Raw genomic sequence first — 25,964 nt, forward strand, 5'->3', positions numbered from 1 at the left:
CTTTTTCCCTGACAAAAACGAGCGGGTTATCCTAAACGACCTGAACCAGTTCGATTCGGGCCGCGACCGCCGCAAAAAACAATACGCTGCCCAGCAGCACAAATACGTGCCAGATCGTGTTGTGGAACGGCAGCCAGTCCAGCAGGTAGAAGGCGACCCCGGCCGTGTACACGAGCCCTCCGGCAATCATCAGCGTGACGATTGTGGGGGACAGGTCTGCCAGCATGGATTGCCCGGCCCAGACCACCGCCCAACCCATCAATAGGTATAACGCAAGCCCGAACCAACGGAACCGGTTTGGGTCCAGCATCTTGAGAACCGACCCAAGCGTCGCCGAAGACCACAATCCGAGTAGCAGCCCCGGGGGCTGAGCACCGGACAACAGTAGAAACGGCGTATAGGTCCCAGCGATCTTGACGTAGATGCCAGAATGATCGAGGCGCTGCAGGAACCCGCGCCATTCCTCGTTTTCGACCATGTTGTACAAGGCGGAAAACGTGAGCATGAGTATCAGCGTCACCCCGTAAACCGAGGCACCCAGAACCGCAGATTGATCATACCGGTAATAGATGGTCATTGTGATCAGCAGGGGTACGGCAACCAACGCACTTGAGACACCGAGCACATGGACCACACCGTCGCTGATCCGTTCCGTGCGACTGTAAGCTGGTCGGATATGCGCAAAAGACCACATATGAAAAGGCTAGGCGGCAGAATGGCTTCGGGCAAGCAGATCATCCCGAGAGTTGTCGATATCGTGATCCAGAATGACAAAACGCCCGCAGGGCGAGCGTTTTGTTTCAGATCCGTAATTGAGCGTGAGGGCTATTCTTCGGTTTCCTCATCACCCTGATCGGCGATCCGGGCGACGCTGACGACCTCTTCGCCCTTGCCAGTGTTGAACACCTTGACCCCGCCGGCACTGCGGGACCGGAACGAGATGCCGTCGACCGGAACCCGGATCGACTGACCCTTGGAGGTGGCCAGCATGATCTGGTCGTCGATTTCGACCGGGAACGAGGCCACCAGCGGGCCGCCCCGCATCGCCTTGTCCATCGCCATCACGCCCATGCCGCCACGACCGCGCACCGGGTAGTCATGCGACGAGCTGAGCTTGCCCGATCCTTTGGCCGTGATGGTCAGGATCAGGTTCTCGGCCGCCGACATCTCGGCATAGCGTTCCTGCGGCAGGATGCTGTCGGCATTGCCGCCATCCTCGTCGGTTTCGGTGTCATCGGTCACGCCGGCCATTAGGCGACGCATCTTCAGATAGGCGGCGCGCTCGTCCGGGGTGGCCTCGAAATGGCGGATCACCGACATCGAGACCACACGGTCGCCCGCGTTCAGTCGGATGCCGCGCACGCCGGTCGATTTGCGCCCCTTGAACACCCGCACGTCGGTTGTGGAGAAACGGATCGCCCGGCCGGAATTGGTGACCAGCATCACGTCGTCATCGTCCGAGCAGATGCGCGCGTTGACCAGTTCCACGCCCTCGGGCAGGTCCATCGCGATCTTGCCGTTGCGCTTGACGTTGGTGAAATCGCTCAGCGCGTTGCGGCGCACGTCGCCGGCGCTGGTGGCGAAGACGATCTGAAGGTTTTCCCATTCTTCATCCGGCACATCGACCGGCATGATCGCCGCAATCGAAACACCCGTGGGTATCGGCAGGATGTTGACGATCGCCTTGCCCTTGCCGGTGCGCCCCGATTGGGGCAGGCGCCAGGTCTTGAGCTTGTAGACCATCCCGTCGGTGGTGAAGAACAGTAGCTGAGTGTGCGTGTTGGCCACGAAGAGGGTGGTGACCACGTCCTCTTCCTTGGTCTGCATGCCCGACAGCCCCTTGCCGCCGCGCTTTTGCGCGCGGAAATCGGCCAGCGGGGTTCGTTTGATATAGCCGCCGGAAGTGACGGTCACGACCATGTCTTCGCGCTCGATCAGATCCTCGTCTTCCATGTCGCCGGACCAGTCGACGATCTCGGTGCGGCGCGGTACCGCGAACTGTTCGCGGACGCTGCGCAGTTCATCAGCGATGATGCCCATGATGCGTTCGCGCGAGGACAGGATATCCAGGTATTCCTTGATCTTGGCGGCCAGCTCTTCCAACTCGTCCGTGACCTCTTTGACGCCCAGTTGCGTCAGGCGTTGCAGGCGCAGGTCAAGGATGGCACGGGCCTGAACCTCGGTCAGGTTGTAGGTGCCGTCGTCGTTCATCTTGGACAGCGGGTCGTCGATCAGGCGCAGATAGCTTTCGATCTCGGCCGCGGGCCAGCGGCGGGTCATCAGCTTTTCGCGCGCCTCGGCGGCGTCGGCCGAGGACCGGATCGTGGCCACGACCTCGTCCACGTTCGAGACCGCAACGGCCAGACCGCACAGGACATGGCTGCGTTCCCGCGCCTTGCGCAGGTCGTATGCGGTGCGGCGGGCAACGACATCTTCGCGGAAGTCGATGAAGCTGGTCAGGAAGCGGCGCAGGGTCAGCTGCTCGGGGCGGCCGCCGTTCAACGCCAGCATGTTGCAGCCGAACGAGGTCTGCATCGGCGTGAAGCGGTACAGCTGATTCAGCACCACCTCGGGTGTCGCGTCGCGCTTCAGCTCGACCACCACCCGTACGCCGTTACGGTCGGATTCGTCCTGAACATGGCTGACACCTTCGATGCGCTTTTCACGCACCGCTTCGGCGATCTTCTCGATCATCGAGGCCTTGTTCACCTGATAGGGGATCTCGTCCACGACGATGGCATAGCGGTCCTTGCGCAACTCCTCGACGCGGGTCTTGGCACGGATGATGACGCTGCCGCGGCCTTCCAGATAGGCCTTGCGCGCGCCGGATCGGCCCAGCATCACGCCGCCTGTGGGGAAATCGGGGCCGGGGACGTATTCGATCAGCTGTTCGCTGGTCAGGTCCGGATCGTCGATCAGCGCCAGCGTCGCGTCGACCACTTCGCCCAAGTTGTGCGGCGGGATGTTGGTGGCCATGCCGACCGCGATACCGCCGGCGCCGTTGACCAGCATGTTGGGGAACCGCGCGGGCAGGACGGTGGGTTCCTTGTCCTTGCCGTCATAGTTGTCCTGGAAATCGACCGTCTCTTTCTCGATATCCGCCAGCAGGGCGGCGGCGGGCTTGTCCATGCGGACCTCGGTGTAACGCATGGCCGCCGGGTTGTCGCCGTCCATCGAGCCGAAGTTGCCCTGACCATCCAGCAGCGGCAGCGACATCGAGAAATCCTGAGCCATCCGCACCAGCGCGTCATAGATCGCGCTGTCGCCGTGGGGGTGATACTTACCCATCACGTCACCCACCGGACGGGCCGATTTGCGATAGGGTTTGTCATGGGTATTACCGGTCTCGTGCATCGCATAGAGGATGCGCCGATGCACCGGTTTCAAACCGTCGCGCAGATCGGGGATCGCGCGGCTGACGATGACCGACATCGCATAGTCCAGATAGGACGTGCGCATCTCGGATTCGATCGAGACCGTCGGGCCGTCATAGACAGGGCGCTCGGGCGGGGTTTCATCCATGTTTTCTGGGATTTCTGGCGTATCGCTCACGTAAACTGCCCGTATTTTGTGCTGGGTCTATATCTTGTGGATGCACCTTATCAGACCCGGCACATAAGGTGCAAGCAAGCAGCGCTTCCCGAGGTCCGAATCCTTGGTAACACCCAAGTAACATATTGTTATCTAAGTATTAGGGGGTTTTCGTGCTAGCCTGAGAATACAGTGCAACAAACCGGAGGTCTGTATGAAGACAAGTGAAACCGAATTGATGCTCAAGGGCTATGGCCTGACAACGGCCGAGTTTTTCTATCACATGCCCGATTACGTCCACGTCCTGAATACCTTCATCTGGCAGGAATATGACCTTGCGCCGGATCATCCCAAACTGTTCGAATTCATCGAGTTTTGGCAACGAGAAATCGAAGGCCCGCTGCATTCCGTGAAATTCACGCACCGCAAGATGATCGCACCGGGCGAGTGGCGCAACATGGTTGGCGAGTTTCGCGTGAACTGAGTGACCGGCCAGGTCCGACTGCGTGTCGGAATTCCTGTTCCCATTTGAGGCAAGTCGCGTATGGTGACTGCCAATCTGATGGTATCACAGGAAAAACCATGACCAGAGCCATTCTCTTTGTTGCCGCGCTTTGCATAAGCAGCCCTGTTTTGGCCGAGGGTGTTCTGGACAAGATCAAGAAAGGTGCCGAGAGCGTCGGGAAGACGATCGACAAAGGCGCCGAGGCGGTTGACGATACGATCACGTCCACCTCGGAGCTGCTGTCCAACGAGGCAACGCCCGAAGAGACGCGCGCAAAACTTGACGCGATGGCAGGCGAGATTTTGGATCAGCTTTTGGCGGAAAACCCCGATGCGCGGCCACTCTATGACGTCAGTGCCGGATATGCGGTGTTCGACTCTCGTAAGGTTACAGTATTCCCTGTGTCGGCGGGCTATGGCCGGGGTGTGGCGGTGTCGAAAGACACCGGGCAACACACATACATGAACATGGGAACAGGCGGTGTTGGCGGTGCCATCGGCATCGGCGGTTTCGAGACCAAATTCGTGATCCTGTTCGAAACCCCTGCTGATCTGGATAAGTTCATAAACCAGGGCTATGACGCGACCGCAGAAACAGGGGCCATGTATGGCGAGGACAAAACGGGCGAAACCCTGCGTTTTACGGACGGACGCTCGTTCTTCGTTCTCAACAAAAAAGGCTGGCGCGTATCGGCTGGCGCGTCGGGCACCAAGTTCTGGAAATCGCCCGAGTTGAACTGATCAGCCAGAACAGCTGGCCCCGCCCAAAACGCAGAACTTGGCGCAATGAGGGTGGTTCAGATGCACGTCCGCCTCGGCCTCGGCCAGGGTATGACCCATCTCGAACTCGGGCTCGTAGGGCAGCAGGGTGCAGGCCAGGACAGCAGGTTTTTCAGCCCCCTTGCGTTTGACCACCATACGGGCGCTGGCGCACATGACGTCGTTGGGGGATTTGTCCAGAATTCCCCAGCAAGCGGAGGTGATTTCGGGAACCTCGACAGTTTCGTCCATTTCGGGGAACAGAACGGTCCGAGCCGGGTTCTGCGGGTCAATATCAAATCCGTGCTCGGCAAAGAACCTGGCATAGCCCGCACGGCTTTCCGCATCTGAATCCCCCCAGACCGTACGCCCGGCGATGGCCATGTTGAATCCGTGGTCGCGCAACCATTCCATCCCGGCCAGGGTTTTGTCGAAACTGCCGTCGCCGCGTTCTTCATCGTGCAGGGCCGGGCGGAAGTGATCGACCGAAATGCGCAGAGTCAACATGTGGTTGAATTCCTTTTGCAACCCCAGCAACCCTTCGCGCATTTTGCGGCGCATCATCGGCGCCATTGCGTTGGTCAGGATCAGAACCTTGTACCCGCGTTCCAGCGCGGCGTGTGTCATGTCGATCATGTCAGGGTTCATGAACGGCTCACCGCCCGTGAACCCGATTTCGTGCACGGGCCAGTTGCGGTCTTCGATCTGATCCAGGTAGTTCCGGACCTCGTCAGCCGTGATGTAAACCAAGGCGTCATTGGTCGGGCTGCTGGCGATATAGCAGTTCACGCATTCGATATTGCACAAAGTGCCCGTATTGAACCAAAGGGTTTCGGGCCGTGTCAGGGAAACCTTTGCGCGGGCCTGGCCGTCAGCTGTCACCGATTTGTTTTGAAACTTGCCGATATTGGCAAGCTGAGGGGCGTTGTCTTTCATTCCCGCATCCGGTTCTTTGAGGTCGTCGATCTGATCTAGCCCTTTGTCGCGGATTTGGTAAGGGTGACGCAGCGGTTCTGACAGAGTTTTGAACAGAGTGATTTCTTGCCGAATGGTTGCGCTAACATTGGACATGCCGGAAGGGGCGAGGTAAGGACAACTCATGGTTTCACGCGTCATACCAGTTGATCCCTTTGATCTGATCATTTTCGGCGGCACCGGCGATCTGGCGCAGCGCAAGATCCTGCCTGCGCTTTACCGTCGCTTTTGCGCCGGGCAATGGCATGAGGATGCAAGGATTATCGCCGCCGCGCGCGCGGGCCATTCCGCGGAAGATTTCCGACGGATGGTCGCAGAATCGCTTCACCGGCATGCTGCGGTCTGCGCTTCGGAGTCCCAGGGGGTGTCGCGTTTTCTACAGCGGGTCGACTATGTCCCGCTGGATGCAGTATCAACCGAAGGATGGGATCTGCTGGGTGAAAAACTGTCACCCAACCGTGTGCGCGCGTTCTATTTCTCGGTCGGCCCCAGTCTGTTCGGCCCCCTGGCCGAGCGGGTCCGGGCCTATGATCTGGCAACCGAAGATACGCGCATCGTGGTGGAAAAGCCGTTCGGGCATGACCTGAACAGCGCGCGAGAGCTGAATGCCACACTGGCTGCGCATTTTGATGAAAGCCAGATTTACCGGATCGATCATTACCTGGGCAAGGAAACCGTCCAGAACCTGATGGCTGTGCGGTTTGGCAATATGCTGTTCGAACCGCTGTGGAACAGCCAGTATGTCGACCACATCCAGATCACGGTTGCGGAAACCGTCGGTATCGAAGGGCGCGAAGAATACTATGAGCGCGCGGGTGCGATGCGGGACATGGTGCAGAACCACCTGATGCAGCTGCTGTGTCTGATTGCAATGGAACCCCCGGCAAAGTTCGATCCGGACGCGGTGCGGGATGAAAAGCTCAAGGTGATCCGGGCGCTTGATCCGGTGGAACCGCATCACATCGTGCGCGGCCAGTTTTCGGCAGGGCCGGACGGGCCGGGATACCGCGAATGTGTCGGCAATCCACGCTCGACCACCGAAAGCTACGTGGCGTTGAAGGCGCATGTCAGCAATTGGCGATGGGCGGGTACGCCGTTTTATTTGCGTACGGGTAAACGGCTGGTGGCGCGATCTTCGATTATCAATGTGATGTTCAAGGACGCACCGCATTCGATTTTCGGGGAAGAAGCCGGGCGTCACGCCAATGCACTGTCGATCCGGTTGCAACCCAATGAGGGAATCACACTTAAAGTGACGATCAAGGAACCGGGGCCGGGCGGGATGCGGTTGATCGACGTGCCTTTGGACATGAGTTTTGCCGAAGCGCTGGGGCCCGAGAATCAAGACCCGCCAGATGCTTACGAACGCCTCGTCATGGACGTGATCCGGGGCAACCAGACGCTGTTCATGCGTGGGGACGAGGTCGAGGCCGCATGGGCCTGGACTGATCCGATCATCGCCGGATGGCTGGCGCGTGGGGACGTGCCCAAACCTTATGACAGCGGCAGCACCGGACCGGGCGACGCCGAGCTGCTGATGAAACGCGATGGTCGCCGCTGGCAAGGAATAAAGCCATGAACATTCAGGAATATGCCGATCGGGAAATGCTTGCCATCGATGTGGCAAACGCGTTGGCGGGTGAGCTTGAGACCGCTTTGTTGCACAACGACACGGTTGCGTTGGCTGTCCCCGGCGGGACAACACCGGGGCCGATTTTTGACAGTCTGTGCGCCGCTGATCTCGAGTGGGACCGCGTGCGCGTTCTGCCTACGGATGAGCGCTGCGTACCGGCTGATCACGAACGTTCGAACGAACGGCTGATCCGGGAGAGACTGCTGACCAACCGGGCATCCGTGGCGCAGTACATTCCACTCTATGTACCGGGCGCAGAGCCTGAAGCGGCTTTGCCAGAGGTTGAATCGCTGATCGCGCCGGTACTGCCATTGTCGGTTCTTGTCCTCGGGATGGGCGAAGACATGCACACGGCCTCATTGTTCCCCGGAATGGACGGGCTGGATAAGGCCCTCGACAGCCAGGCGCCGACCCTGATCGTTGCCCGGACCGATGTTCAGCCAGAGCCCCGGATTTCTTTGACGGCCCCTGTTCTGGACGGGGCTTTGTCGAAACACTTGGTCATCTACGGGCAGGCAAAACGAGACGTTTTGGAAAAGGCCATGTCGATGCCGCCGGAAGAAGCACCGATCGCCGCCGTTCTCAGTGGCATGACGGTTCATTGGGCGGAGTGAGGCAATGCAGTTGAATGCTTTGAAGGCGCTTGCAGCGGCTGACCGCCGTATCGTCGATTTGTTCGCAGAGGATGCAACCCGGGCCCGGTCGTTTTCAGCCTCAACCGGGGATATGCTGTTCGATTATTCGAAAACGCAGATCGATGAAGACGTGCGCGCGGCGCTGCTGCAATTGTGCGAAGATGCCGGGCTAGCGACGCGGCGCGACGCCATGTTTGCCGGGAAAAAGATCAACGAAACCGAAGGGCGCGCGGTCCTGCACACCGCCCTGCGCAACCTGGATGGCGGGCCCGTCGAGGTGGACGGTCAGGATGTCATGCCCGGGGTTCTGGACACGCTGCAACGGATGCGTGTCTTTGCCGAGGAGGTGCGCGGCGGCGCCATTGCAGGGGCAGGGGGCAGTTTTACCGACGTGGTGAATATCGGCATCGGGGGATCCGACCTTGGCCCGGTGATGGCCACGCACGCACTGGCCCCTTATCACGATGGTCCGCGGGTGCACTACGTCTCGAACGTGGATGGGGCCCATATCGCTGATACGTTGCGCCAGCTGGACCCGACACGGACGCTGGTGATTGTCGCGTCGAAGACATTCACCACGATCGAAACGATGACCAATGCGCGCACGGCCCGCGCCTGGATGTCCGAAGGCGGAGGTGAACCGTCCCGCCAGTTTGCGGCCGTATCCAGCGCGCTGGACAAGACGCAGGCCTTCGGCATTCCCGAGGCGCATGTTTTTGGTTTTGCCGATTGGGTGGGCGGGCGCTATTCGGTCTGGGGGCCGGTCGGATTGCCGGTCATGATTGCCGTCAGTTCGAATGCATTTGATGCGTTTCTGCGGGGCGGGCAGGCGATGGATCTGCATTTCCGCTCGGCGGATTGGGTTGAAAACATGCCTGTGATGCTGGCGCTCGTCGGTATATGGCACCGTCAGGTTCTGGGTTGCACCAGCCGGGCCGTCCTGCCCTATGATCAGCGTCTGTTGCGTCTGCCCGCATATCTCCAGCAGTTGGAAATGGAATCGAACGGCAAATCCGTAGCGATGGACGGATCTTCGCTGGCCGTCCCTTCGGGGCCGGTGGTCTGGGGTGAGCCGGGCACCAACGGTCAGCATGCATTTTATCAGCTGATCCATCAGGGCACGGATGTCATTCCCTGCGAATTCATGGTCGCCGCCGAAGGGCACGAACCCGAGTTGACCCACCATCACCGCCTGCTTTTGGCCAACTGTCTGGCCCAGTCAGAGGCTTTGATGCGTGGTCGCTCTTTGGATGAAGCCCGTGAGCGTATGGCGGAGAAAGGCCTTGATGGCGACGAACTTGATCGGCAGGCGCGACACCGGGTGTTCCCGGGCAACCGCCCTTCCACAACGCTGATGTATCCGAAACTCACACCGTTCGTTCTGGGGCAGATTATCGCGCTGTACGAGCATCGCGTGTTTGTCGAAGGCGTTCTGCTGGGCATCAACTCCTTTGATCAGTGGGGGGTGGAGTTGGGCAAAGAGCTTGCCAACTCGCTTGGTCCTGTCGTGGAAGGTGTTGCGAGCGCTGAAGGTAAAGACGGATCAACAGCCGCATTGGTCGCCTATGCGCTGAAACACCGAAACTAAGAGCGAAAAAATGCCGCCCACGGCCGTGTTGGGCTGCATTCTTTTATTGTCAGACAATTAAATGATTGGCAGGGTTCTTCCGTAGGAAACGACTGTATTGACGCGTCGGGTCACACCCCAAGCCGTCAATGCAAGATGGATAAGGCAGAGGCCATCCAAGGTCTCGCCAAGGACGGGAGGATGTCCATGCTAGGACAGATGATGACGCAGCCCTTGCTGGTTTCGTCGCTGATCGATCACGCAGAGCGCTGTCACGGCCAGACCGAGATTGTCTCGGTCGAAACGGACGGAACGGTCACTGAAACCAACTGGTCCGAGATTGCCGTGAATGCCCGACGAATGGCGTCGGCCTTGACGAATCTGGGGCTGGAACCGCAGGACAGGATCGGGACACTGGCCTGGAACAATCGGCGGCATCTTGAGATCTATTTTGCCACCTCCGGTGCGGGCTTTGTCTGTCATACGGTCAATCCCCGCCTGTTCCCCGAGCAGCTGACCTTTATCATCAACCATGCCCAGGACAGGGTGTTGTTCTTTGATGCGACGTTCATTCCGCTGGTCGCCGCGCTGCATGACGCTTTGACCGAGGTGCAGCATTTTGTCCTCATGGGGCCTCGCAATGAAGAGGCTGCGGCTCAGATTCCCGGCCTGAAATTCTATGACGAGTTGCTGGAGACCGGGGATGCAGGTTTCCAATGGCCCGATCTGGATGAAAAGACGGCCTGCGGTCTGTGCTATACGTCGGGAACCACGGGCAACCCAAAGGGCGTGTTGTATTCCCATCGGTCAACACTGCTGCACAGTTTCGCATCGAACACACGGGATGTGATCGGGTATTCAGCGATGGATGTTGTCATGCCGGTTGTGCCGATGTTCCACGTCAACGCTTGGGGGTCGCCCTACGCCTGTGCCATGTCCGGATCGCGGCTTGTGTTGCCTGGACCGGATTTACATGGTGAAGCGCTGGTCAACCTGATCGATACCTATGGCGTGACATTGGCCATGGGCGTGCCGACCATCTGGCAAGGCTTGCTGGCCCATGCCGCGGCATGCGGAACCGAACTCAAAAGCCTTGAACGCACGGTTATTGGCGGCGCCGCGTGCCCTCCGTCGATGATCGAAACGTTCCGCGAAACCTATGGCGTTGACACGGTCCACGCCTGGGGCATGAGCGAGATGAGCCCGCTGGGCACGACGAATTACCCATTGGCCAAACACCTGAAGCTGCCACCGGAAGAACAGCACAAGATTCGCCTGAGTCAGGGAAGACCGCCCTTTGGGGTCGAGTTGAAAATCGTGGACGAAGATGGGAATGATCTGCCGCATGACGGTGAAACCCAGGGTGACTTGCTGGTGCGGGGCCACTGGGTTCTGGACAGCTACTTCCAGTTGCAGGACCAGGACTTGTTGCAGGATGGCTGGTTCGCCACCGGGGATGTGGCCACTTTGGACCCGGATGGCTACATGACCATTCGCGACAGATCCAAGGACATCATCAAATCCGGTGGGGAATGGATCAGTTCGGTCGAGCTGGAAAACATCGCCGTGGCCCACCCCCAGCTTGCGACGGCCGCCGTGGTCGGTGTTCCGCATCCGAAATGGGATGAACGCCCCTTGCTGGTTGCAGTGAAAGCTGACGGTGAAGAGCCCGGCGAAGAGGATTTGCTTGCCTTTTTCGAAGGCAAAATCGCCAAGTGGCAGATCCCGGACAAGGTTGTCTTTGTCGATGCGCTGCCACTGAGCGCGACCGGAAAGGTATTGAAACGCAAGCTTCGGGCAGAGTTCGGAGACGCCCTGACAGGGTAGCGCGTGCGGATCTTGGAAAAATGGCTCCGGCGGTAGGGATCGAACCTACGACCAATTGATTAACAGTCAACTGCTCTACCGCTGAGCTACGCCGGAACGGTTCGCGCCGTATAGCAATCCGGTTTCCCAACGTCCAGAGGGTGCGTGTGTTTTTCAACGAAAAAATCCGGCAGAAACCGATGCGATTTTGAACGTCAATGCGGGTTTGGACGAAAGGGGAATTTGGCTCCGGCGGTAGGGATCGAACCTACGACCAATTGATTAACAGTCAACTGCTCTACCGCTGAGCTACGCCGGAACTGAGGCGCATATAGCAACCCCGATTCCGGACGTCCAGTGGTTAAGTACGAGAACCATCAAAATTTTTTGCTGTTTTAGCAAACCCGTCGAAAAACAGATGAAACTGACAGTGGGCCAATGGGCACCACTTTGTTTTTTCCTGTCAGATCAACGAGATGAGCGAAAGCATTCCGCTCGGCCGCAGGCAGCAATGCCGCTGGCGTATCCGTATAGATACGCTCAGCCAGATGCCGTGCCGTGCCGTCTGCATCTTCCAGTGCGCTCAGGATCTGGGCCTCGCGGGTCTGGCGATGTGCAATCAGCCAGTCCAAACGTTCGGCCGGGCTGGTGATCGGTGCGCCATGGCCGGCGTGGAAAACCGACCAGTCGCGCGCGCGCAGCCGATGGCAGGCAGCCATGAAGTCGGTCAGATCACCATCCGGAGGAGACACCAACGAGCTGGCCCAACCCATGACATGATCCGCCGTGAAACAGATGTTCTGCCAGGCCAGAGCAATGTGATTGCCCAGATGGCCCGGAGTGTGAATGACCTCAAGCTTCCACCCGTCGCCATTGATAAACTCACCATCCACCACTTCGACATCAGGGCGAAACGTGGTGTCGATGCCTTCGCCGCCGTCGGTCAGCCCCTGCGCGGCAAGATCGGTCATGACGGCGCTGCGCCCCGCCTCAGGCCCACCATAAGCATAAATCGTCGCCCCTGTGCGCGCCGCCAGCGGAGCCGCCAAAGGTGAATGGTCCACATGCGTATGCGTGACAATGATATGGCTGATCCTTTGATCTGGCGCCAACGACTCCAGAATTGCGTTTAGATGTGCCTCGCTTGCGGGGCCTGGATCGATGACGGCAAGGTCGCGATCACCCAGCAGGTACGTGTTGGTGCCACGATAGGTCATCGGAGAGGGATTCGGAGCCAGAATACGCCGCAAACCCGGATGCAGTTCCTCTGATTTGCCGACGGGCGGATCGAAATCATCTGATGCCTGCATTCTGTGCTCTTTCTCTTGTCCGGGCAGCCCGTTAGGTTTAGCGCATGTCTTCGCACTGGCTCAAACCTTATATGCCTCGCAGTCTCTACGCCCGGGCAGCGCTGATCCTGGTTTTACCTGTGATCGTGCTGTTGCTGGTCGTGGGAAACGCTTTCCTTCAAAGGCATCTTGAGGATGTCACCGGCCAGATGACGCGCGCGGCATCCCGCGAGGTGATGCTGATCACGACAATGATCGAGGACGCGGAAACGCAACAACAGGCGCTGGCGTCGATTCGTCCGGATTTGCAGGCCCTTGAAATAAAGGCCAGGTTTCTGGGCGTCAACGAACAGCCTGAGATCGGCGCGCGGCGATGGTATGATTTCATCGCGCCGCAGGTCGAATCCGAATTGTATGCCAGATTGCCCAATCTTGACGCCGTGGCTTTGCCCAGCAGCAAAGAGGCGCGGGTCTATCTGAAGACGCATCTGGGGCTGCTGCAATTGACGTTCGATCGGCGCAGGTTGTCGCCCGCGGCCCCGCATCAATTGATCGTCACCATGGTGTTCTTTGCGGTCATCATGACGACGATCTCGTTTCTTTACATGCGGAATCAATTGCGCCCCATCACGCGCCTTGCTGATGCGGCCCAGGCATTCGGGCGGGGACGAATCGTTCCGTATTCTCCCGGTGGAGCCATCGAGGTGCGCGCGGCGGGAAATGCGTTTCTGGACATGCGGTCCCGGATCGAACGCCAGATCGAGCAGCGGACGTTGATGCTGTCGGGTGTCAGCCACGATCTGCGCACCCCGTTGACGCGTCTGAAGCTTGGGCTGTCGATGTTGCCGGAAGACGAGGCCGCACCGTTGCAAAAGGATGTCACGGAAATGCAGTCCTTGCTGGATGCGTTTCTGGATTTTTCGCGTGGGGCTGCCGAGGGATCGGCGGAAGAGGTCCAGCCGGATGAATTTCTCCGCCAGATCGTGGATGACGCAAAACGGGCCGGACATCAGGCAGAGCTGATCGCGGTCGAGGGGCAGGGGACGGTCATGATACGCCCCATGGCTGTACGCCGGGCGGTGGAAAACCTGATTGGTAATGCCATGCGCTATGGCAGCCGGGCCGAGCTGAGCCTGTTTCTGAACGCGAAATCGATGCGCATCCGCGTTGAGGATGACGGCCCCGGAATACCTGCCGACCAACGCGCCGAGGCGGTAAAGCCTTTCACGCGACTCGACCCGGCACGCAATCAGAACAAGGGCAGTGGCGTGGGCCTGGGCCTTGCGATCGTGGCGGATGTCGCGCGCGCGCATGGCGGTACTTTGCGTCTGGGCAAAAGCGAACGTCTCGGCGGGCTCTGCGCGGACATTATTATCGGACGATAGACCCCCCTGTTATGTCTGCGCATTGGGTTCAATTTTGTTAATTTGTCTGGCCATGGCATCCTGTCCCCATAGTTTTTTGCTTTTTGGGGGGCGCATAGGATGGTTATCGCAGGATTCGTGAAATTGGCCGAAAGGGGGTTTGTCGGGTGCGCGACACTTGCGGCCCTTCTGCCTCTTTGGCAGTGGTATGACGAAACCGATGAAAGACGGGTGGAGCGTCTGACCGGTTTTATCGGGGCAGGCGATACATGTCTGAAATGGTTGCGGTCCGACCTGATCGAGTCGTTGGCATCCGAGTTGTGGCATGCGTCGCAGCAAGACGTGGTGGATGGCGACGAAGATCTGGCACCTCTTCCGGTTCAGGTGCGTGCCAATATGGCGATATTTTGCGCTGAAATGCTGGACTATTTGCAGAATGATTTCGGCAAGTTCGATGAGCCTCTCGCCTATGATTATTACATGATGATCATGGATGCTTCGTTCTGGGTCGATCCTGCTGAATTCGAGACGTATTTGGAGGCGGTGCATCAAGATCCGGGCCTGTCCGGCAGTTACGAGGATTACAGCTTTGGTGGGCGCGACGGCTATTCCTATGAATGGCAAGTAACCCAAGAGGAGCTCGACGCCTATTTTGGGTTGGAAGATTCGGACGGATAAGCCAGCGCATCAACGTCCAGACGGCAACAACCCACCCGGATGTTTCGGCGAAATGGTAGGCCCGGAGGGACTCGAACCCCCAACCAAAGCGTTATGAGCGCTCTGCTCTAACCAATTGAGCTACAGGCCCGCCTCGGCGCCTTGGGTATCACGGTGAACAGCCGCGTCAAGCCTGACCGTTGCAACAAACGCCACAATCGACTAACCCGCCCGCAAAGCTTTCTTGAGGGATCGAACATGACAGCGGGTAAAAACGGAATCACCTATGCCGATGCAGGTGTGGATATCGACGCGGGCAACGCCCTGGTCGATCGGATCAAACCCGCCGCCAAGCGGACCAACCGCCCTGGTGTGATGAGTGGCCTGGGTGGATTCGGCGCGCTGTTCGATCTGAAGGCTGCCGGGTACCAGGACCCGATCCTGGTCGGTGCGACGGATGGTGTAGGCACCAAGCTGCGGATCGCGATTGATACCGGTGTCGTGGACGGGGTCGGGGTCGATCTGGTGGCCATGTGCGTCAATGACCTGATCTGCCAGGGGGCCGAGCCGCTGTTCTTCCTCGACTATTTCGCGACCGGCAGGCTGGATACCGATACGGCGGCACGGATCATCGAAGGGATTGCCGAAGGCTGTGCGCAGTCTGGCTGCGCCCTGATCGGTGGTGAAACCGCCGAGATGCCGGGAATGTATCCCGATGGCGATTTTGATCTGGCCGGTTTTGCGGTCGGTGCGATGGAACGCGGCGCAGAACTGCCCGCGGGCGTTCAAGCCGGCGACGTCCTTTTGGGTCTGGCCTCGAACGGGGTGCATTCCAACGGCTATTCGCTTGTGCGCAAGCTGGTCGAACTGTCCGGTCTGGGCTGGGACGCGCCATCACCCTTTGGTGAGGGCAACCTGGGTGAGGCGTTGCTGACGCCCACACGCCTCTACGTGAAACCGGCTTTGGCAGCGGTTCGTGCGGGTGGTGTGCACGCGCTGGCGCATATCACCGGCGGTGGGTTGACTGAAAACCTTCCGCGCGTGCTGCCCCAAGGGCTGGGGGCCCGGATCGATCTGGACAGCTGGAAGCTGCCCCCTGTCTTTGGCTGGATGGCGAAGACCGGCAGTATCGTTGAGGCGGAGATGCTCAAGACCTTCAATTGCGGCATCGGCCTTATCGTCGTGTGCGCCGCGGACAAGGCGGATGACCTGTCGGCCCTGTTGGCGGATGCCGGTGAAACCGTCGCTCGGATCGGTACCGTCACGGAAACGCCCGGCGTTGCTTATTCGGGCAAACTGCTATGAGTCACAAGCGCGTCGCGATCCTGATCTCCGGGGGCGGATCGAACATGGTGTCGCTGGTTGACAGCATGACCAAAGATCATCCGGCGCGGCCCTGTTTGGTGCTGTCCAATGATGCGCAGGCAGGCGGGCTGAAAAAAGCTGCGGACCGTGGCATTCCGACCGCAGTGGTTGATCATCGCCCCTTCAAGGGGGACCGCGCCGCCTTTGAGGCCGAGCTTTTGAAGCCCCTGCAAGAGGCGCAACCCGACATTGTCTGTCTGGCTGGTTTCATGCGGGTGCTGACAGCGGATTTCGTGTCTCGGTTTCAAGGTCGGATGCTGAATATTCATCCTTCATTATTGCCAAAATACAAAGGGTTACACACTCATGCTCGCGCGATTGAGGCCGGAGATTCCGAACACGGCTGCTCGGTGCACGAAGTGACGGCGGCACTGGATGACGGCCCGATTCTGGGCCAGGCACGGGTTCCGATCCAAGCCGATGATACACCGGAATCGCTGGCTGCGCGGGTGCTGGTGTGGGAACACAAACTCTACCCCGAGGTGCTGCGGCGCTTTGCAGAAGGCAACAGGTCGCCCGTCCTGTTGCCGTGAACGCTCGGTGGGTGATTTACACCCGTGCAATAATCGGCCTATGGTCGTCGACAACGCTCGGGACGAGGACAAAAACGGGCAGGCACAAAAACAAGAGCGATACTAGTACGGCGCATGAAAACCCTGACGACGACGCAAGAGCTGGCCGATTTCTGCAAGGCCGCCGAAGGCTATCCCTATATTACGGTCGACACCGAATTCCTGCGCGAGCGGACGTATTACTCCAAGCTGTGCCTGGTGCAGCTGGCGGTTCCGTCCGAGGATGAAGACAGCGCTGTTCTGGTTGATCCGCTTGCCGATGGCTTGTCGCTTGACCCGCTTTACGATCTTTTCCGGAACGAAAGCGTGGTCAAGGTGTTCCATGCCGCCCGCCAGGACCTTGAGATTTTCTGGGTCGAGGCCGGCGTCTTTCCCAAGCCGCTGTTTGACACACAGGTCGCAGCGATGGTGTGCGGGTTCGGCGAACAGGTTGGCTATGAAACTCTGGTCCGGAAAATCTGCAAACAAGGCGTTGATAAGACTTCTCGGTTCACCGACTGGTCCCGTCGTCCTCTCACCGATGCTCAAAAAAACTATGCTCTGGCAGACGTGACGCATCTGCGCGGGATCTATGAATACTTGGCAGCAGAACTTGAAAAGACGCAGCGCAGCCATTGGGTTGCCGAAGAATTGCGGACGCTGACACAGCCTGCCACATATGACATCCGCCCCGAAGACGCATGGAAGCGGGTAAAGACGCGTACGAACTCGGCCAAGTTTCTGGCCGTAGTGCGGGAATTGGCGCAGTTTCGCGAAGCCTATGCGCAGGAAAACAACGTGCCACGGAACCGCGTATTCAAAGACGACGCGCTGATCGAGCTGGCATCGACCAAACCCAAAACACATTCGGATTTGGGCGGATCCCGCCTGTTGTTGCGCGAAGCCCGCAAAGGGGCGATCGCCGAAGGTATTCTGGCCGCAGTCCAGCGTGGCGCGAATTGCCCGCCCGACAAATTGCCCAAGGTCGACACTTCGCGTGACAAGCTCAAGGTCAATCCGGCGCTGGCTGACCTGCTGAGGGTTCTGCTGAAGTCCAAGACCGAAAGTTCAGGTGTGGCGGCGAAATTGATCGCCACAAGTTCGGACCTGGATCAGATTGCGGCCGGCGAGCGGGATGTTCCAGCCTTGTCGGGATGGCGGTTCGAGGTCTTTGGCGAGGATGCTCTCAAACTGTGCGAAGGCAAGATTGCCCTGGCGGCCAAAGGACAGTCGGTCAAGGTCGTGTCCCTGTAACGGCGCTTACCGGCGCCGTGATTCCAGTGCGTTCTGCTGTCCGACCACGCGGACCAGCCGAATACCTTGCAGTTCCTGATTCGAGATATTGATGGCGTCCGATACCATCCGAGTACGTTCCGACCCTTGCGGTGTCTCATAGCTGGGGTAGTTCACGCGGAACACAAATTCCAAAGTTCCGTTCTTCTGGTTTTCTTCCTTTTCAACAGGAACCAGACGCGCATTGTACGCCCCCTGTCGGACAGCCGTGCCGGACGCATAGATGATCGCGCCGGAGGGGGTCGGGTCGATACGCAATTCGTCGATCTGACCAATTGGAATGCTGGTGTCTTCGGCATCGGGGCGTGAAAACAGACCGGTACCTTCGCTTTGCTTCGGAACCAGCGCGTCGGCGGCATTTGGGTCGGGCGGTGTTTCGGCTTCGACAGATCTGCTGGATCCGAACCAGTTTGACGGGTTCACCCGAGAGTCACGCCAGCTGCTGCATGCAGTCAGGGTCAGCGTGGCGATGATGAGAACGGACAGAGGTTTTTGCATGGACCCACAGACTTTCACACGAGTTCAGGCAATGGGTTAGCGCAATTTCTTCGCGTTGAAAAGCCACCGCGGGGGCTGGACAGTGGCCAGCGACCGGCTTAGGTCACAATTGTGAATGCAATCAAAGGATCACCGCATCATGGCCACGCCCGCCTTTGAAGAGATTGTCGAGGATTTCGAGTTTCTCGAGGATTGGGAAGATCGGTATCGCCATGTCATCGAGCAGGGCAAGGCGATGGAGCCGTTGGACGACGCATTCAAGGTTCCGGCGACAAAAGTGCATGGATGCGCCAGTCAGGTCTGGCTGCATCCGATGATCGATTCCGGCGTTTTCAAGTTCGATGGTGACAGCGACGCACTGATCGTGCGTGGCCTGATCGCTGTTCTTCGGGCCTTGTACAACGGTTTGCCCGTGGCCGAAGTTCCCAAAGTCGATGCGGGGGCTGAACTGGCACGCCTTGGGCTGAACGATCACCTGTCCGCTCAGCGCTCAAACGGCCTGCGGTCGATGATCGAACGCATCCGACAGGTCGCACAGGAAAACGCCTGACCTCATTTTGGGCGGTTTGCCCAGTCCGACAGCGTGTTTTCCAGATCGCCGTAACCGGTGAACCGGCGTTCGAATTCAAGCCCCATCCGGTCTGCACACTCGCGCGCGCGTTCCGTAAGCTCTGGGCTGTCGATCTGGGCCTGATAGACAAGTTTGGTGTAATTGCCGAAATACATGTCACGCAGTTCCGGGTGGCGGTCCAGGCCAAGAGGCTTCCAGACAAAAGCGTCGAATTGCCGGGCCAGGAAATCTGTCAGATAGAACGCGGTTGTTTCGTCTTCTCTGCGGTCCTCAAAGGCCTGGTTTCCTTCGAAGAAGGAATAGCAATGGGGGCCCTTCACCATTTCGACCCCAAGTTTTTCGCAGGCGGCCTGAAGCAGCCCCCCGGTCCCGCAATCGGCGTAAACGATGTAGATCTTGTCAAAATTGCCCTGATGCCTGGCCACTGCGTCTTCCACGGCCTGAGTGATCCGTTCCGGGTGAACGTGCAGGATCGCCGGCAGGCAGGTCAGAGCCATGTGATCCCAGCCATTCCGTGTTTTGATGTCCAGTATTTCGCGCGCAAGAGCGCCGCAGGCAATCAACAGGATGCTTCCCTTGCCTGTATCGTCATAACCTTTCGTGGTCAGGCTTGCATCATCTGGCAGGGATTCGTTTGACATCACTTGGTATCCTACGGGGCTGTTCCCATAGGAGGATGATTGCGGCCATTGGGCAAGCCCCGATCCGACATCTCATGTCAGGCTGCCGACGCATGCGCTTCGAACGCGGTCAACAGGGGCCGGGCCAGCGGGCCGTACGCGGCAAGCCCATTCAACGTCAGTTCCGGAAACAGCGACTGGATTTCCTGCCGTGCGGCGGAACCGAGACTGTCCCAGATTTGCGCGCCGGGATGAAAGCTCTCGCTCAGGCAATCTTCGGCCCAGAGCAGCTCGTGGCGGTCGAACAGCAGGTGGATGTAGGTCACCAACCCTCCGGTCCGCAACATGATGTCGGACCCGTTCACGAGATGTTTGGCAGGCGCCAGGGCTTCGCTATGTCCGGTGTGCAGCTCGAGACGCCAATCCCCAATCAGCATGCGGTGCTGTTGTGACACCATAAGGTCGCGCGTGTTTCCGATGGCGCCCGCTTTGAAAAGAACAGGCGCATGCGGACCCGTTGCCTTGACGGTTCGCCGCCCCATCCAACGCAGGGTTTGCAGCCCATGATCATGGGTTTCGATCCGGTCGCCAACGGACAGGGTATCAATCGGTCGTGCGCCTTGCTCGGTGCGGATCATCGTTCCGGGGGTAAAGCAGGGCACCAGAACCCAATCCTCACGACGGGATGTCAGGCCTGAATACCGGTTTCCGGCAAGGCTGTTGAGTGTGATCGAGCGGACAGGGCCAGCCTCCAAAGCGGCTTGGTCCGAATTGTCCGAGAATTCCGGCATCAGATAGGTGTTGCCATCCACATCCTGCGCCACAACAGCGGTAATCCTGGTAGTTGATCCGTCAAAATAGGTGATCGTGGCGTTGTAGACCGAAGTGCCATCGAATGTCTGAGGCGGCCCGCCATCGATCGAAAACCGATCATTGGCCGACATGTTGTTCATGTTGTAGTACGAACCCGGATTGCCGACTGCGCTCCAGGTGACGCTGTTGTGAGCCAGCGGATCGTCGGACCCGCCAAAGGTTTTCCCCACAAGCGCCGAAGCGTTTTCAGCTGTGTTGTTGCCTTCGAAACTGTCGATATCGGCTAGCTTGCCGAGCGAGATGGCTGTGAACGTAGTCGGCACGAGACCCCCTTGCGATGTGGATGCCTCGTTTTTTTAGACCTGCTTTGGTTTACAATTGGATAATCCGGATCTTCCGGTGACAAAGCGCTTCAGAATCGAAAAGGCCGCCCGGATTGGACGGCCTTTCTATCAGTATTTTCCAGGTCCTAGCCAGCCAGTTGATTGTGCTTGCGGCCCACGAATTCCTTGGCGGTTTCCACTGCAACAGCTGCGTCGCGGCAATAAGCATCCGCGCCGATGGCCTTGCCGAACTCTTCGTTCAGGGGCGCGCCGCCGACCAGAACGATGTAATCGTCGCGGACGCCCTGTTCGACCATCGTGTCGATGACCACTTTCATGTAAGGCATCGTAGTGGTCAGCAGGGCCGACATGCCCAGAATGTCGGGTTGTTCGTTTTCCAGCGCTTCCAGGTAGTTTTCGACCGGGTTGTTGATGCCCAGATCGACAACTTCGAAGCCAGCGCCTTCCATCATCATCGAAACAAGGTTCTTGCCGATGTCGTGGATGTCGCCCTTCACGGTGCCGATGACCATCTTGCCGACGCGCGGTGCACCGGTTTCGGCCAGCAGCGGCTTGAGAATGGACATGCCGCCCTTCATCGCGTTTGCGGCCAGCAGAACTTCGGGGACGAATAGGATGCCGTCGCGGAAGTCATGGCCCACGATGGTCATACCGCCAACCAGAGCCTTGGTCAGGATGTCATAAGGTGTCCATCCGCGTTCCAGCAGGATGTTGGTGCCTTCTTCGATCTCTTCCTTCAGGCCATCGTAGAGATCGTCGAACATCTGCTCGACCAGTTCGTCATCATTCAGTTCGGACAGGACGATGTCTTCTTCGTCGGACATGGGGTGTTCCCTGTGCTGGGCGGGCAATCGGCCCGTGGTGGCATTTTTTCCGTTTTGGCCAAAACGTCGCATCCTGACTGTGACGATTGCGACGTCGGTCGTTTCGGGACCGACCTATAAGACAAAAAAAGCGGGGGCTCGATAGAAAAGTCTGCAAGATCATCCTGCGGAGTTTTCAACTCGGTTCAATCCGTTGGTGATTTGGCGGGGCTTGCGCCAAATTGGCGCCCCCTCTATGTTCGGGAAGGAACAAAAGAAGAACAAGCTGACATGAACATCGCGCGGACGATCAAGGCAAGAGGAACAACGACGAACGAAGCTGGTCGGTTTGAACGTTTTGTCACCACGGCAACCGAAGACGGGTGGGACATTGAAGAAGAATTGCCGCCGCTGCGTACCGAGACACGTGAAGAGGTTGCGCGCAGCGCTATTGCTTACAACCGATCCCCTGACTTGCCCTTCGATCGGTCGATCAACCCGTACCGGGGATGTGAACATGGCTGCGTTTACTGTTTTGCGCGGCCCAGCCACGCGTATCTTGGGTTATCGGCAGGGTTGGATTTCGAAACCCGCCTGATCGCACGACCCAACATGGGACATGTTCTGCGCAAGGAATTATCCGCCAGATCCTACAAAGTCGCGCCGATTGCAATGGGCACGAATACGGACCCGTATCAGCCGATTGAGAAAAAGCACATGATTACAAAGTCATGCCTTGAGGTTTTGAGTGCGTTCAACCACCCGGTCGCAATTGTCACCAAGGGTACTCTGATAGAGCGGGATCTGGAGTTGCTTGCCGACATGGCAGGCCGGGGGCTGGTACGGGTTGGCATTTCGCTGACCACGCTGGATGCGGATTTGTCCCGCCGGATGGAACCAAGGGCACCGTCGCCACTTCGGCGGCTGCGCGTGATCCGAGCGCTGACGGAAGCGGGCATTCCGGTGCGCGTTATGACGTCACCCATCGTGCCGGGGCTGACGGATCATGAACTTGAAAGCCTGCTGGAAGCCGGGAAAGAGGCTGGCGCGGATGCCGCTAGCTGGATCATGCTGCGCCTGCCGCGCGAGGTTTCGCAGCTTTGGCAGGGCTGGCTTGCCGATCATGAGCCGTCGCGGGCGGAAAAGGTCATGTCCAAACTGCGGGAAATGCATGGGGGGCGGGATTACGATCCGCGTTGGGGGCACAGAATGCGGGGCGAGGGTGAGTATGCCGGGATCATCGCTCAAAGGTTTTTGAAGTCCTGCAAACGTCTGGGGCTGTCCGTAAGATCGGCCCCGTTGCGTTGCGACTTGTTTGCGGTGCCGCCGCAGCCCGGAGACCAACTGAGCCTGTTTTGAGGTCATGCGCCCCGGCATGTCCGGTGCTGTCTTGCTCGGGAAAAAACCGGGTCTTCGCGCTCTCATTGCTTCAACCCAAACAAAAAGACCCCGGCAGTACCGGGGCCTTCGGAACAGATCGTTGCGAGGCGCGTATCAGCGATTTTCGATATCCACGTAATCGCGCAGCGTTTCGCCCAGGTACAGCTGACGCGGGCGGCCGATTTTGTTTTGCGGATCGGCGATCATCTCTTTCCACTGGCTGACCCAGCCAACGGTACGCGACAGGGCGAAGATCGGCGTGAACATCGAAGTCGGGAAACCCATCGCTTCGAGGATGATGCCCGAGTAGAAGTCGACATTCGGGAACAACTTCTTTTCGGCGAAATACGGGTCTTCCAGCGCTTCGCGTTCCAGTTCCTTGGCAACCTGCAATTTCGGGTTGTCCTCAACGCCCAGCAGATCAAGAACTTCGTCTGCCGATTGCTTCATCACTTTGGCGCGCGGATCGAAGTTCTTGTAAACGCGGTGACCAAAGCCCATAAGGCGGAACGGATCGTTCTTGTCTTTGGCGCGGGCGATAAACTCGGGAATGCGATCAACGGTGCCGATTTCTTCCAGCATTTCCAGGCAGGCCTGATTTGCGCCGCCATGTGCCGGACCCCAAAGGCAGGCGATGCCGGCGGCGATACAGGCAAACGGGTTTGCCCCGGAGGATGACGCCAGACGCACGGTCGATGTCGAGGCATTCTGTTCGTGATCCGCATGCAGCGTAAAGATACGGTCCATGGCGCGGCTGAGGATCGGGTTGACCTCATATTCCTCGGCAGGGACGCTGAAACACATGCGCAGGAAGTTCGACGCATAGTCCAGATCGTTGCGCGGATACACGAAGGGCTGACCGGTGTGGTACTTGTAGGCCCATGCAGCAATTGTCGGCATCTTGGCGATCAGGCGATGCGATGCGATTTCACGCTGCTGCGGGTCCGAGACATCCGTTGAATCGTGATAGAAGGCCGACATCGCGCCGACAACGCCGACCATGATGGCCATCGGGTGCGCGTCACGGCGGAAACCGCGATAGAAATACTGCATCTGCTCGTGCAGCATGGTGTGGCGTGTGATCGTGGTCTCGAACTTCTCAAGATCCTTTGCCGCCGGCAGTTCTCCGTACAGCAGAAGATAGCAAACCTCGAGGAAATGCGATTTTTCGGCCAGTTGGTCGATCGGATAGCCCCGGTGCAGCAGCTCGCCTTTTTCGCCGTCAATATAGGTGATGGTGCTGTCGCAGCTTGCGGTCGAAGTGAATCCGGGATCGTAGGTGAAGACGCCGGCCTGACCATAAAGCTTGCGGATATCAATGACATCCGGACCAGCGGTCGGAGAATGAACAGGCAACTCGTACTCTTTGCCGTGAACGGTCAGAGTGGCTGTTTTGTTGCTTTCAGTCATGGTTGTCCCTTCTTCATTCATGCGCACGCCAGAGATACCTCTGGTGATACGGGCAATGACTGCGCGTGAACGCGCAGTCCGGGTGTTAGCGGAGCAGCGTTACCCGTTTATGAAGCTTGGGTTATTTCGCTGCTTCAGAAAGCCGCGCCAGGGTTTCTTCCCGTCCCAGCACAAGCATCATGTCAAAAACCGAAGGCGTAACGGCACGACCCGCCAGAGCGGCCCTCAGCGGACCGGCCAGCTTGCCGAACTTGAGCTCCTTTGACTCGGCAAAGGAATTCAGTGCCTCCTCCAGTTCGTTCCGCGACCAGCTAACATTTTGCAGATGCGGCGTCAATTCCGTCAGTATACCATCGGATACAGTTGCCAGCGCCTTTGCGGCTTTTTCATCCGGAGCGATCGGGCGGCTTGTCAGTGCAAAATGAGCCTTTTCAAGCAGTTCAGGGAAGGTGCGCGCCCGGTCCTTGAGGCAATACATCGCACGTTCCAGATCACTGGATTGTGTCTCAGTAAGGGGCGGAAGGTCTGCTGCGGCCAGATATGCTTCGATCTCTTGCCGCAGTGCAGCATCGTCCGAGATTGCGATATGTTGTCCACACAGGTTTTCAAGCTTTTTCAGATCGAACCGTGCAGGGCTTTTGCCGATCCCATCCAGATCGAACCAGTCCTTTGCCTGCGCGTCCGTGAAAAACTCATCGTCGCCATGGCTCCAGCCCAGCCGGGCCAGGTAATTGCGCATCCCGGCTGCGGGATAGCCCATGGCCTGATACTCCTGCGCTCCAAGCGCACCATGGCGTTTGGACAGCTTCTTGCCATCAGGCCCGTGAATCAGCGGGATATGCGCCCAGACCGGAATGTCCCAGCCCATGGCTTCGTAGATCATCATTTGCCGCGCCGCATTGTTGAGGTGATCGTCGCCGCGGATTACATGGGTGACGCCCATGTCGTGATCGTCGACGACGACTGCCAGCATGTAGACGGGTGTTCCGTCCGAGCGCAGAAGAATCATGTCGTCCAACTGGTCGTTGCGGATGCTCACATCGCCCTGAACCTGATCGTGGATCACGGTCACCCCGTCCTGAGGTGCCTTGATGCGTATGGCAAAAGGTGTGTCCGGATGTGTCGAGGGATCGGCGTCCCGCCATGGGCTGCGAAACAGGGTTGATTTCCCTTCGCTGCGCGCCTGGTCCCGGAAAGCCGCGATTTCTTCCTGAGACGAGAAACATTTGTATGCTTTGCCCTCGGCCAGCAACTGATGCGCGACTTCGGCGTGACGGGCAGCCCCTTCGAACTGGCTGATCACATCACCGTCGTGATCAAGGCCAAGCCAGGCCATGCCCTGAAGGATCGCGGCGGTCGCCTCGGGTGTCGAACGTTCGCGATCGGTGTCTTCGATCCGCAGCAGGAATTTGCCACCCCGACCACGCGCATACAGCCAATTGAACAATGCAGTGCGCGCGCCGCCGATATGCAGGAAACCGGTGGGCGAGGGGGCAAAACGAGTGACGACCTGTTCAGTCATGGTGAGGATTAACCTTTTGGTAACCGTATCTGGCATAGTTTGACGCCTGTCTAACGAGCCCGAAGGACGGGGGC

The 25,964-nt window shown here is 58.6% G+C and carries 23 protein-coding genes and 3 tRNA genes; 13 read left to right on the forward strand and 13 right to left on the reverse strand.

Annotation, left to right across the window (positions count from 1 at the left end; translation table 11 throughout):
• Positions 1–31 precede the first annotated feature (31 nt).
• Together trhA and gyrA are read right to left on the reverse strand one after the other, a co-directional pair.
• Positions 32–694 carry a PAQR family membrane homeostasis protein TrhA gene (gene trhA / locus ACR0DJ_RS06015; protein ID WP_257598804.1) on the reverse strand — a complete coding sequence of 221 codons (663 nt, stop codon included), beginning with the start codon at positions 692–694 and terminating at the stop codon, positions 32–34.
• 131 nt (positions 695–825) lie between these two features.
• Positions 826–3,552 carry a DNA gyrase subunit A gene (gene gyrA / locus ACR0DJ_RS06020; protein WP_257598803.1) on the reverse strand — a complete coding sequence of 909 codons (2,727 nt, stop codon included), beginning with the start codon at positions 3,550–3,552 and terminating at the stop codon, positions 826–828.
• A gap of 193 nt (positions 3,553–3,745) precedes the next feature.
• Here gyrA and ACR0DJ_RS06025 point away from each other — a divergent pair, with 193 nt between their 5' ends.
• Both ACR0DJ_RS06025 and ACR0DJ_RS06030 read left to right on the forward strand, forming a co-directional pair.
• On the forward strand, positions 3,746–4,015 hold the full coding sequence (locus tag ACR0DJ_RS06025; RefSeq protein WP_152458119.1) for an usg protein: 270 nt from the start codon (positions 3,746–3,748) through the stop codon (positions 4,013–4,015).
• A 98-nt stretch (positions 4,016–4,113) separates the two neighbouring features.
• Positions 4,114–4,776, forward strand: coding sequence for a lipid-binding SYLF domain-containing protein (locus ACR0DJ_RS06030; protein ID WP_480684197.1), 663 nt, complete (start codon positions 4,114–4,116; stop codon positions 4,774–4,776).
• Here ACR0DJ_RS06030 and ACR0DJ_RS06035 read toward each other — a convergent pair whose 3' ends face one another.
• A complete protein-coding gene (locus ACR0DJ_RS06035) occupies positions 4,777–5,730 on the reverse strand; it encodes a radical SAM protein (protein ID WP_480684199.1) in 954 nt (317 codons plus the stop codon). It abuts the gene before it with no gap.
• Between the two features lie 163 nt (positions 5,731–5,893).
• Between ACR0DJ_RS06035 and zwf the strand changes: the two genes are divergently transcribed.
• The 4 genes from zwf to ACR0DJ_RS06055 all read left to right on the forward strand — a co-directional run bounded on the left by zwf (position 5,894) and on the right by ACR0DJ_RS06055 (position 11,431).
• Positions 5,894–7,348 (forward strand): glucose-6-phosphate dehydrogenase, encoded by a 1,455-nt coding sequence (gene zwf / locus ACR0DJ_RS06040; protein ID WP_257598800.1) that lies wholly within the window; start codon positions 5,894–5,896, stop codon positions 7,346–7,348.
• On the forward strand, positions 7,345–8,016 hold the full coding sequence (gene pgl, locus ACR0DJ_RS06045; protein ID WP_257598799.1) for a 6-phosphogluconolactonase: 672 nt from the start codon (positions 7,345–7,347) through the stop codon (positions 8,014–8,016). The genes zwf and pgl overlap by 4 nt, the downstream gene beginning before the upstream one ends.
• Positions 8,017–8,020: 4 nt before the next feature.
• On the forward strand, positions 8,021–9,625 hold the full coding sequence (gene pgi / locus ACR0DJ_RS06050; RefSeq protein ID WP_480684201.1) for a glucose-6-phosphate isomerase: 1,605 nt from the start codon (positions 8,021–8,023) through the stop codon (positions 9,623–9,625).
• Between the two features lie 186 nt (positions 9,626–9,811).
• Positions 9,812–11,431 carry a long-chain-fatty-acid--CoA ligase gene (locus ACR0DJ_RS06055; RefSeq protein ID WP_480684770.1) on the forward strand — a complete coding sequence of 540 codons (1,620 nt, stop codon included), beginning with the start codon at positions 9,812–9,814 and terminating at the stop codon, positions 11,429–11,431.
• Between the two features lie 21 nt (positions 11,432–11,452).
• Here ACR0DJ_RS06055 and ACR0DJ_RS06060 read toward each other — a convergent pair.
• The 3 genes from ACR0DJ_RS06060 to ACR0DJ_RS06070 all read right to left on the reverse strand — a co-directional run bounded on the left by ACR0DJ_RS06060 (position 11,453) and on the right by ACR0DJ_RS06070 (position 12,720).
• Positions 11,453–11,527, reverse strand: a tRNA-Asn gene (locus ACR0DJ_RS06060).
• A 127-nt stretch (positions 11,528–11,654) separates the two neighbouring features.
• Positions 11,655–11,729: transfer RNA gene (locus ACR0DJ_RS06065), tRNA-Asn, on the reverse strand.
• 76 nt (positions 11,730–11,805) lie between these two features.
• Positions 11,806–12,720 (reverse strand): MBL fold metallo-hydrolase, encoded by a 915-nt coding sequence (locus ACR0DJ_RS06070; protein ID WP_480684203.1) that lies wholly within the window; start codon positions 12,718–12,720, stop codon positions 11,806–11,808.
• A gap of 44 nt (positions 12,721–12,764) precedes the next feature.
• Here ACR0DJ_RS06070 and ACR0DJ_RS06075 point away from each other — a divergent pair, with 44 nt between their 5' ends.
• Positions 12,765–14,084, forward strand: coding sequence for an ATP-binding protein (locus ACR0DJ_RS06075; RefSeq protein WP_257598795.1), 1,320 nt, complete (start codon positions 12,765–12,767; stop codon positions 14,082–14,084).
• 99 nt (positions 14,085–14,183) lie between these two features.
• Positions 14,184–14,741 (forward strand): hypothetical protein, encoded by a 558-nt coding sequence (locus tag ACR0DJ_RS06080; RefSeq protein ID WP_170344133.1) that lies wholly within the window; start codon positions 14,184–14,186, stop codon positions 14,739–14,741.
• Positions 14,742–14,794: 53 nt separating this feature from the next.
• On the opposite strand, the gene ACR0DJ_RS06085 is transcribed toward ACR0DJ_RS06080, so the two are convergent.
• Positions 14,795–14,871, reverse strand: a tRNA-Ile gene (locus ACR0DJ_RS06085).
• 107 nt (positions 14,872–14,978) lie between these two features.
• On the opposite strand from ACR0DJ_RS06085, the gene purM reads away from it, so the two are divergent.
• The 3 genes from purM to rnd all read left to right on the forward strand — a co-directional run bounded on the left by purM (position 14,979) and on the right by rnd (position 17,890).
• Positions 14,979–16,025 carry a phosphoribosylformylglycinamidine cyclo-ligase gene (purM, locus tag ACR0DJ_RS06090; RefSeq protein ID WP_480684206.1) on the forward strand — a complete coding sequence of 349 codons (1,047 nt, stop codon included), beginning with the start codon at positions 14,979–14,981 and terminating at the stop codon, positions 16,023–16,025.
• A complete protein-coding gene (gene purN, locus ACR0DJ_RS06095; RefSeq protein ID WP_170344135.1) occupies positions 16,022–16,618 on the forward strand; it encodes a phosphoribosylglycinamide formyltransferase in 597 nt (198 codons plus the stop codon). Before purM ends, purN begins: the two co-directional genes overlap by 4 nt.
• Positions 16,619–16,732: 114 nt before the next feature.
• A complete protein-coding gene (gene rnd / locus ACR0DJ_RS06100; RefSeq protein WP_170344136.1) occupies positions 16,733–17,890 on the forward strand; it encodes a ribonuclease D in 1,158 nt (385 codons plus the stop codon).
• 6 nt (positions 17,891–17,896) lie between these two features.
• Here rnd and ACR0DJ_RS06105 read toward each other — a convergent pair whose 3' ends face one another.
• Positions 17,897–18,427, reverse strand: a complete 531-nt coding sequence (locus ACR0DJ_RS06105) for a hypothetical protein (protein WP_170344137.1) — start codon at positions 18,425–18,427, stop codon at positions 17,897–17,899.
• A gap of 139 nt (positions 18,428–18,566) precedes the next feature.
• Here ACR0DJ_RS06105 and ACR0DJ_RS06110 point away from each other — a divergent pair, with 139 nt between their 5' ends.
• On the forward strand, positions 18,567–18,977 hold the full coding sequence (locus ACR0DJ_RS06110; protein ID WP_170344138.1) for a SufE family protein: 411 nt from the start codon (positions 18,567–18,569) through the stop codon (positions 18,975–18,977).
• A gap of 2 nt (positions 18,978–18,979) precedes the next feature.
• Here the strand turns inward: ACR0DJ_RS06110 and ACR0DJ_RS06115 are convergent, their stop codons facing one another.
• From ACR0DJ_RS06115 to ACR0DJ_RS06125, 3 genes are all read right to left on the reverse strand, one after another.
• On the reverse strand, positions 18,980–19,639 hold the full coding sequence (locus ACR0DJ_RS06115; RefSeq protein ID WP_170344139.1) for a DUF1638 domain-containing protein: 660 nt from the start codon (positions 19,637–19,639) through the stop codon (positions 18,980–18,982).
• Between the two features lie 77 nt (positions 19,640–19,716).
• On the reverse strand, positions 19,717–20,754 hold the full coding sequence (locus ACR0DJ_RS06120; RefSeq protein WP_480684209.1) for a Hint domain-containing protein: 1,038 nt from the start codon (positions 20,752–20,754) through the stop codon (positions 19,717–19,719).
• A 146-nt stretch (positions 20,755–20,900) separates the two neighbouring features.
• A complete protein-coding gene (locus ACR0DJ_RS06125; RefSeq protein ID WP_152458104.1) occupies positions 20,901–21,599 on the reverse strand; it encodes a corrinoid protein in 699 nt (232 codons plus the stop codon).
• A gap of 270 nt (positions 21,600–21,869) precedes the next feature.
• Between ACR0DJ_RS06125 and ACR0DJ_RS06130 the strand changes: the two genes are divergently transcribed.
• Complete coding sequence (locus ACR0DJ_RS06130) at positions 21,870–22,937, forward strand: PA0069 family radical SAM protein (protein WP_425078329.1); 1,068 nt, start codon at positions 21,870–21,872, stop codon at positions 22,935–22,937.
• Between the two features lie 135 nt (positions 22,938–23,072).
• Here the strand turns inward: ACR0DJ_RS06130 and gltA are convergent, their stop codons facing one another.
• Positions 23,073–24,368 (reverse strand): citrate synthase, encoded by a 1,296-nt coding sequence (gene gltA, locus ACR0DJ_RS06135; protein WP_480684211.1) that lies wholly within the window; start codon positions 24,366–24,368, stop codon positions 23,073–23,075.
• A gap of 121 nt (positions 24,369–24,489) precedes the next feature.
• Positions 24,490–25,890, reverse strand: a complete 1,401-nt coding sequence (gene gltX, locus ACR0DJ_RS06140; RefSeq protein ID WP_480684213.1) for a glutamate--tRNA ligase — start codon at positions 25,888–25,890, stop codon at positions 24,490–24,492.
• Between the last annotated feature and the right edge of the window lie 74 nt (positions 25,891–25,964).

The sequence above is a fragment of the Ruegeria sp. BF10 genome, assembly GCF_056538725.1.

What these genes read in the sequence shown, in the direction of transcription:
- trhA (WP_257598804.1), bottom strand. Translation starts at nt 694, where the DNA reads ATGTGGTCTTTTGCGCATATCCGACCAGCTTACAGTCGCACGGAACGG.
- ACR0DJ_RS06025 (WP_152458119.1), top strand. Translation starts at nt 3,746, where the DNA reads ATGAAGACAAGTGAAACCGAATTGATGCTCAAGGGCTATGGCCTGACA.
- ACR0DJ_RS06030 (WP_480684197.1), top strand. Translation starts at nt 4,114, where the DNA reads ATGACCAGAGCCATTCTCTTTGTTGCCGCGCTTTGCATAAGCAGCCCT.
- ACR0DJ_RS06035 (WP_480684199.1), bottom strand. Translation starts at nt 5,730, where the DNA reads ATGAAAGACAACGCCCCTCAGCTTGCCAATATCGGCAAGTTTCAAAAC.
- zwf (WP_257598800.1), top strand. Translation starts at nt 5,894, where the DNA reads ATGGTTTCACGCGTCATACCAGTTGATCCCTTTGATCTGATCATTTTC.
- pgl (WP_257598799.1), top strand. Translation starts at nt 7,345, where the DNA reads ATGAACATTCAGGAATATGCCGATCGGGAAATGCTTGCCATCGATGTG.
- pgi (WP_480684201.1), top strand. Translation starts at nt 8,021, where the DNA reads ATGCAGTTGAATGCTTTGAAGGCGCTTGCAGCGGCTGACCGCCGTATC.
- ACR0DJ_RS06055 (WP_480684770.1), top strand. Translation starts at nt 9,812, where the DNA reads ATGCTAGGACAGATGATGACGCAGCCCTTGCTGGTTTCGTCGCTGATC.
- ACR0DJ_RS06070 (WP_480684203.1), bottom strand. Translation starts at nt 12,720, where the DNA reads ATGCAGGCATCAGATGATTTCGATCCGCCCGTCGGCAAATCAGAGGAA.
- ACR0DJ_RS06075 (WP_257598795.1), top strand. Translation starts at nt 12,765, where the DNA reads ATGTCTTCGCACTGGCTCAAACCTTATATGCCTCGCAGTCTCTACGCC.
- ACR0DJ_RS06080 (WP_170344133.1), top strand. Translation starts at nt 14,184, where the DNA reads ATGGTTATCGCAGGATTCGTGAAATTGGCCGAAAGGGGGTTTGTCGGG.
- purM (WP_480684206.1), top strand. Translation starts at nt 14,979, where the DNA reads ATGACAGCGGGTAAAAACGGAATCACCTATGCCGATGCAGGTGTGGAT.
- purN (WP_170344135.1), top strand. Translation starts at nt 16,022, where the DNA reads ATGAGTCACAAGCGCGTCGCGATCCTGATCTCCGGGGGCGGATCGAAC.
- rnd (WP_170344136.1), top strand. Translation starts at nt 16,733, where the DNA reads ATGAAAACCCTGACGACGACGCAAGAGCTGGCCGATTTCTGCAAGGCC.
- ACR0DJ_RS06105 (WP_170344137.1), bottom strand. Translation starts at nt 18,427, where the DNA reads ATGCAAAAACCTCTGTCCGTTCTCATCATCGCCACGCTGACCCTGACT.
- ACR0DJ_RS06110 (WP_170344138.1), top strand. Translation starts at nt 18,567, where the DNA reads ATGGCCACGCCCGCCTTTGAAGAGATTGTCGAGGATTTCGAGTTTCTC.
- ACR0DJ_RS06115 (WP_170344139.1), bottom strand. Translation starts at nt 19,639, where the DNA reads ATGTCAAACGAATCCCTGCCAGATGATGCAAGCCTGACCACGAAAGGT.
- ACR0DJ_RS06125 (WP_152458104.1), bottom strand. Translation starts at nt 21,599, where the DNA reads ATGTCCGACGAAGAAGACATCGTCCTGTCCGAACTGAATGATGACGAA.
- ACR0DJ_RS06130 (WP_425078329.1), top strand. Translation starts at nt 21,870, where the DNA reads ATGAACATCGCGCGGACGATCAAGGCAAGAGGAACAACGACGAACGAA.
- gltA (WP_480684211.1), bottom strand. Translation starts at nt 24,368, where the DNA reads ATGACTGAAAGCAACAAAACAGCCACTCTGACCGTTCACGGCAAAGAG.
- gltX (WP_480684213.1), bottom strand. Translation starts at nt 25,890, where the DNA reads ATGACTGAACAGGTCGTCACTCGTTTTGCCCCCTCGCCCACCGGTTTC.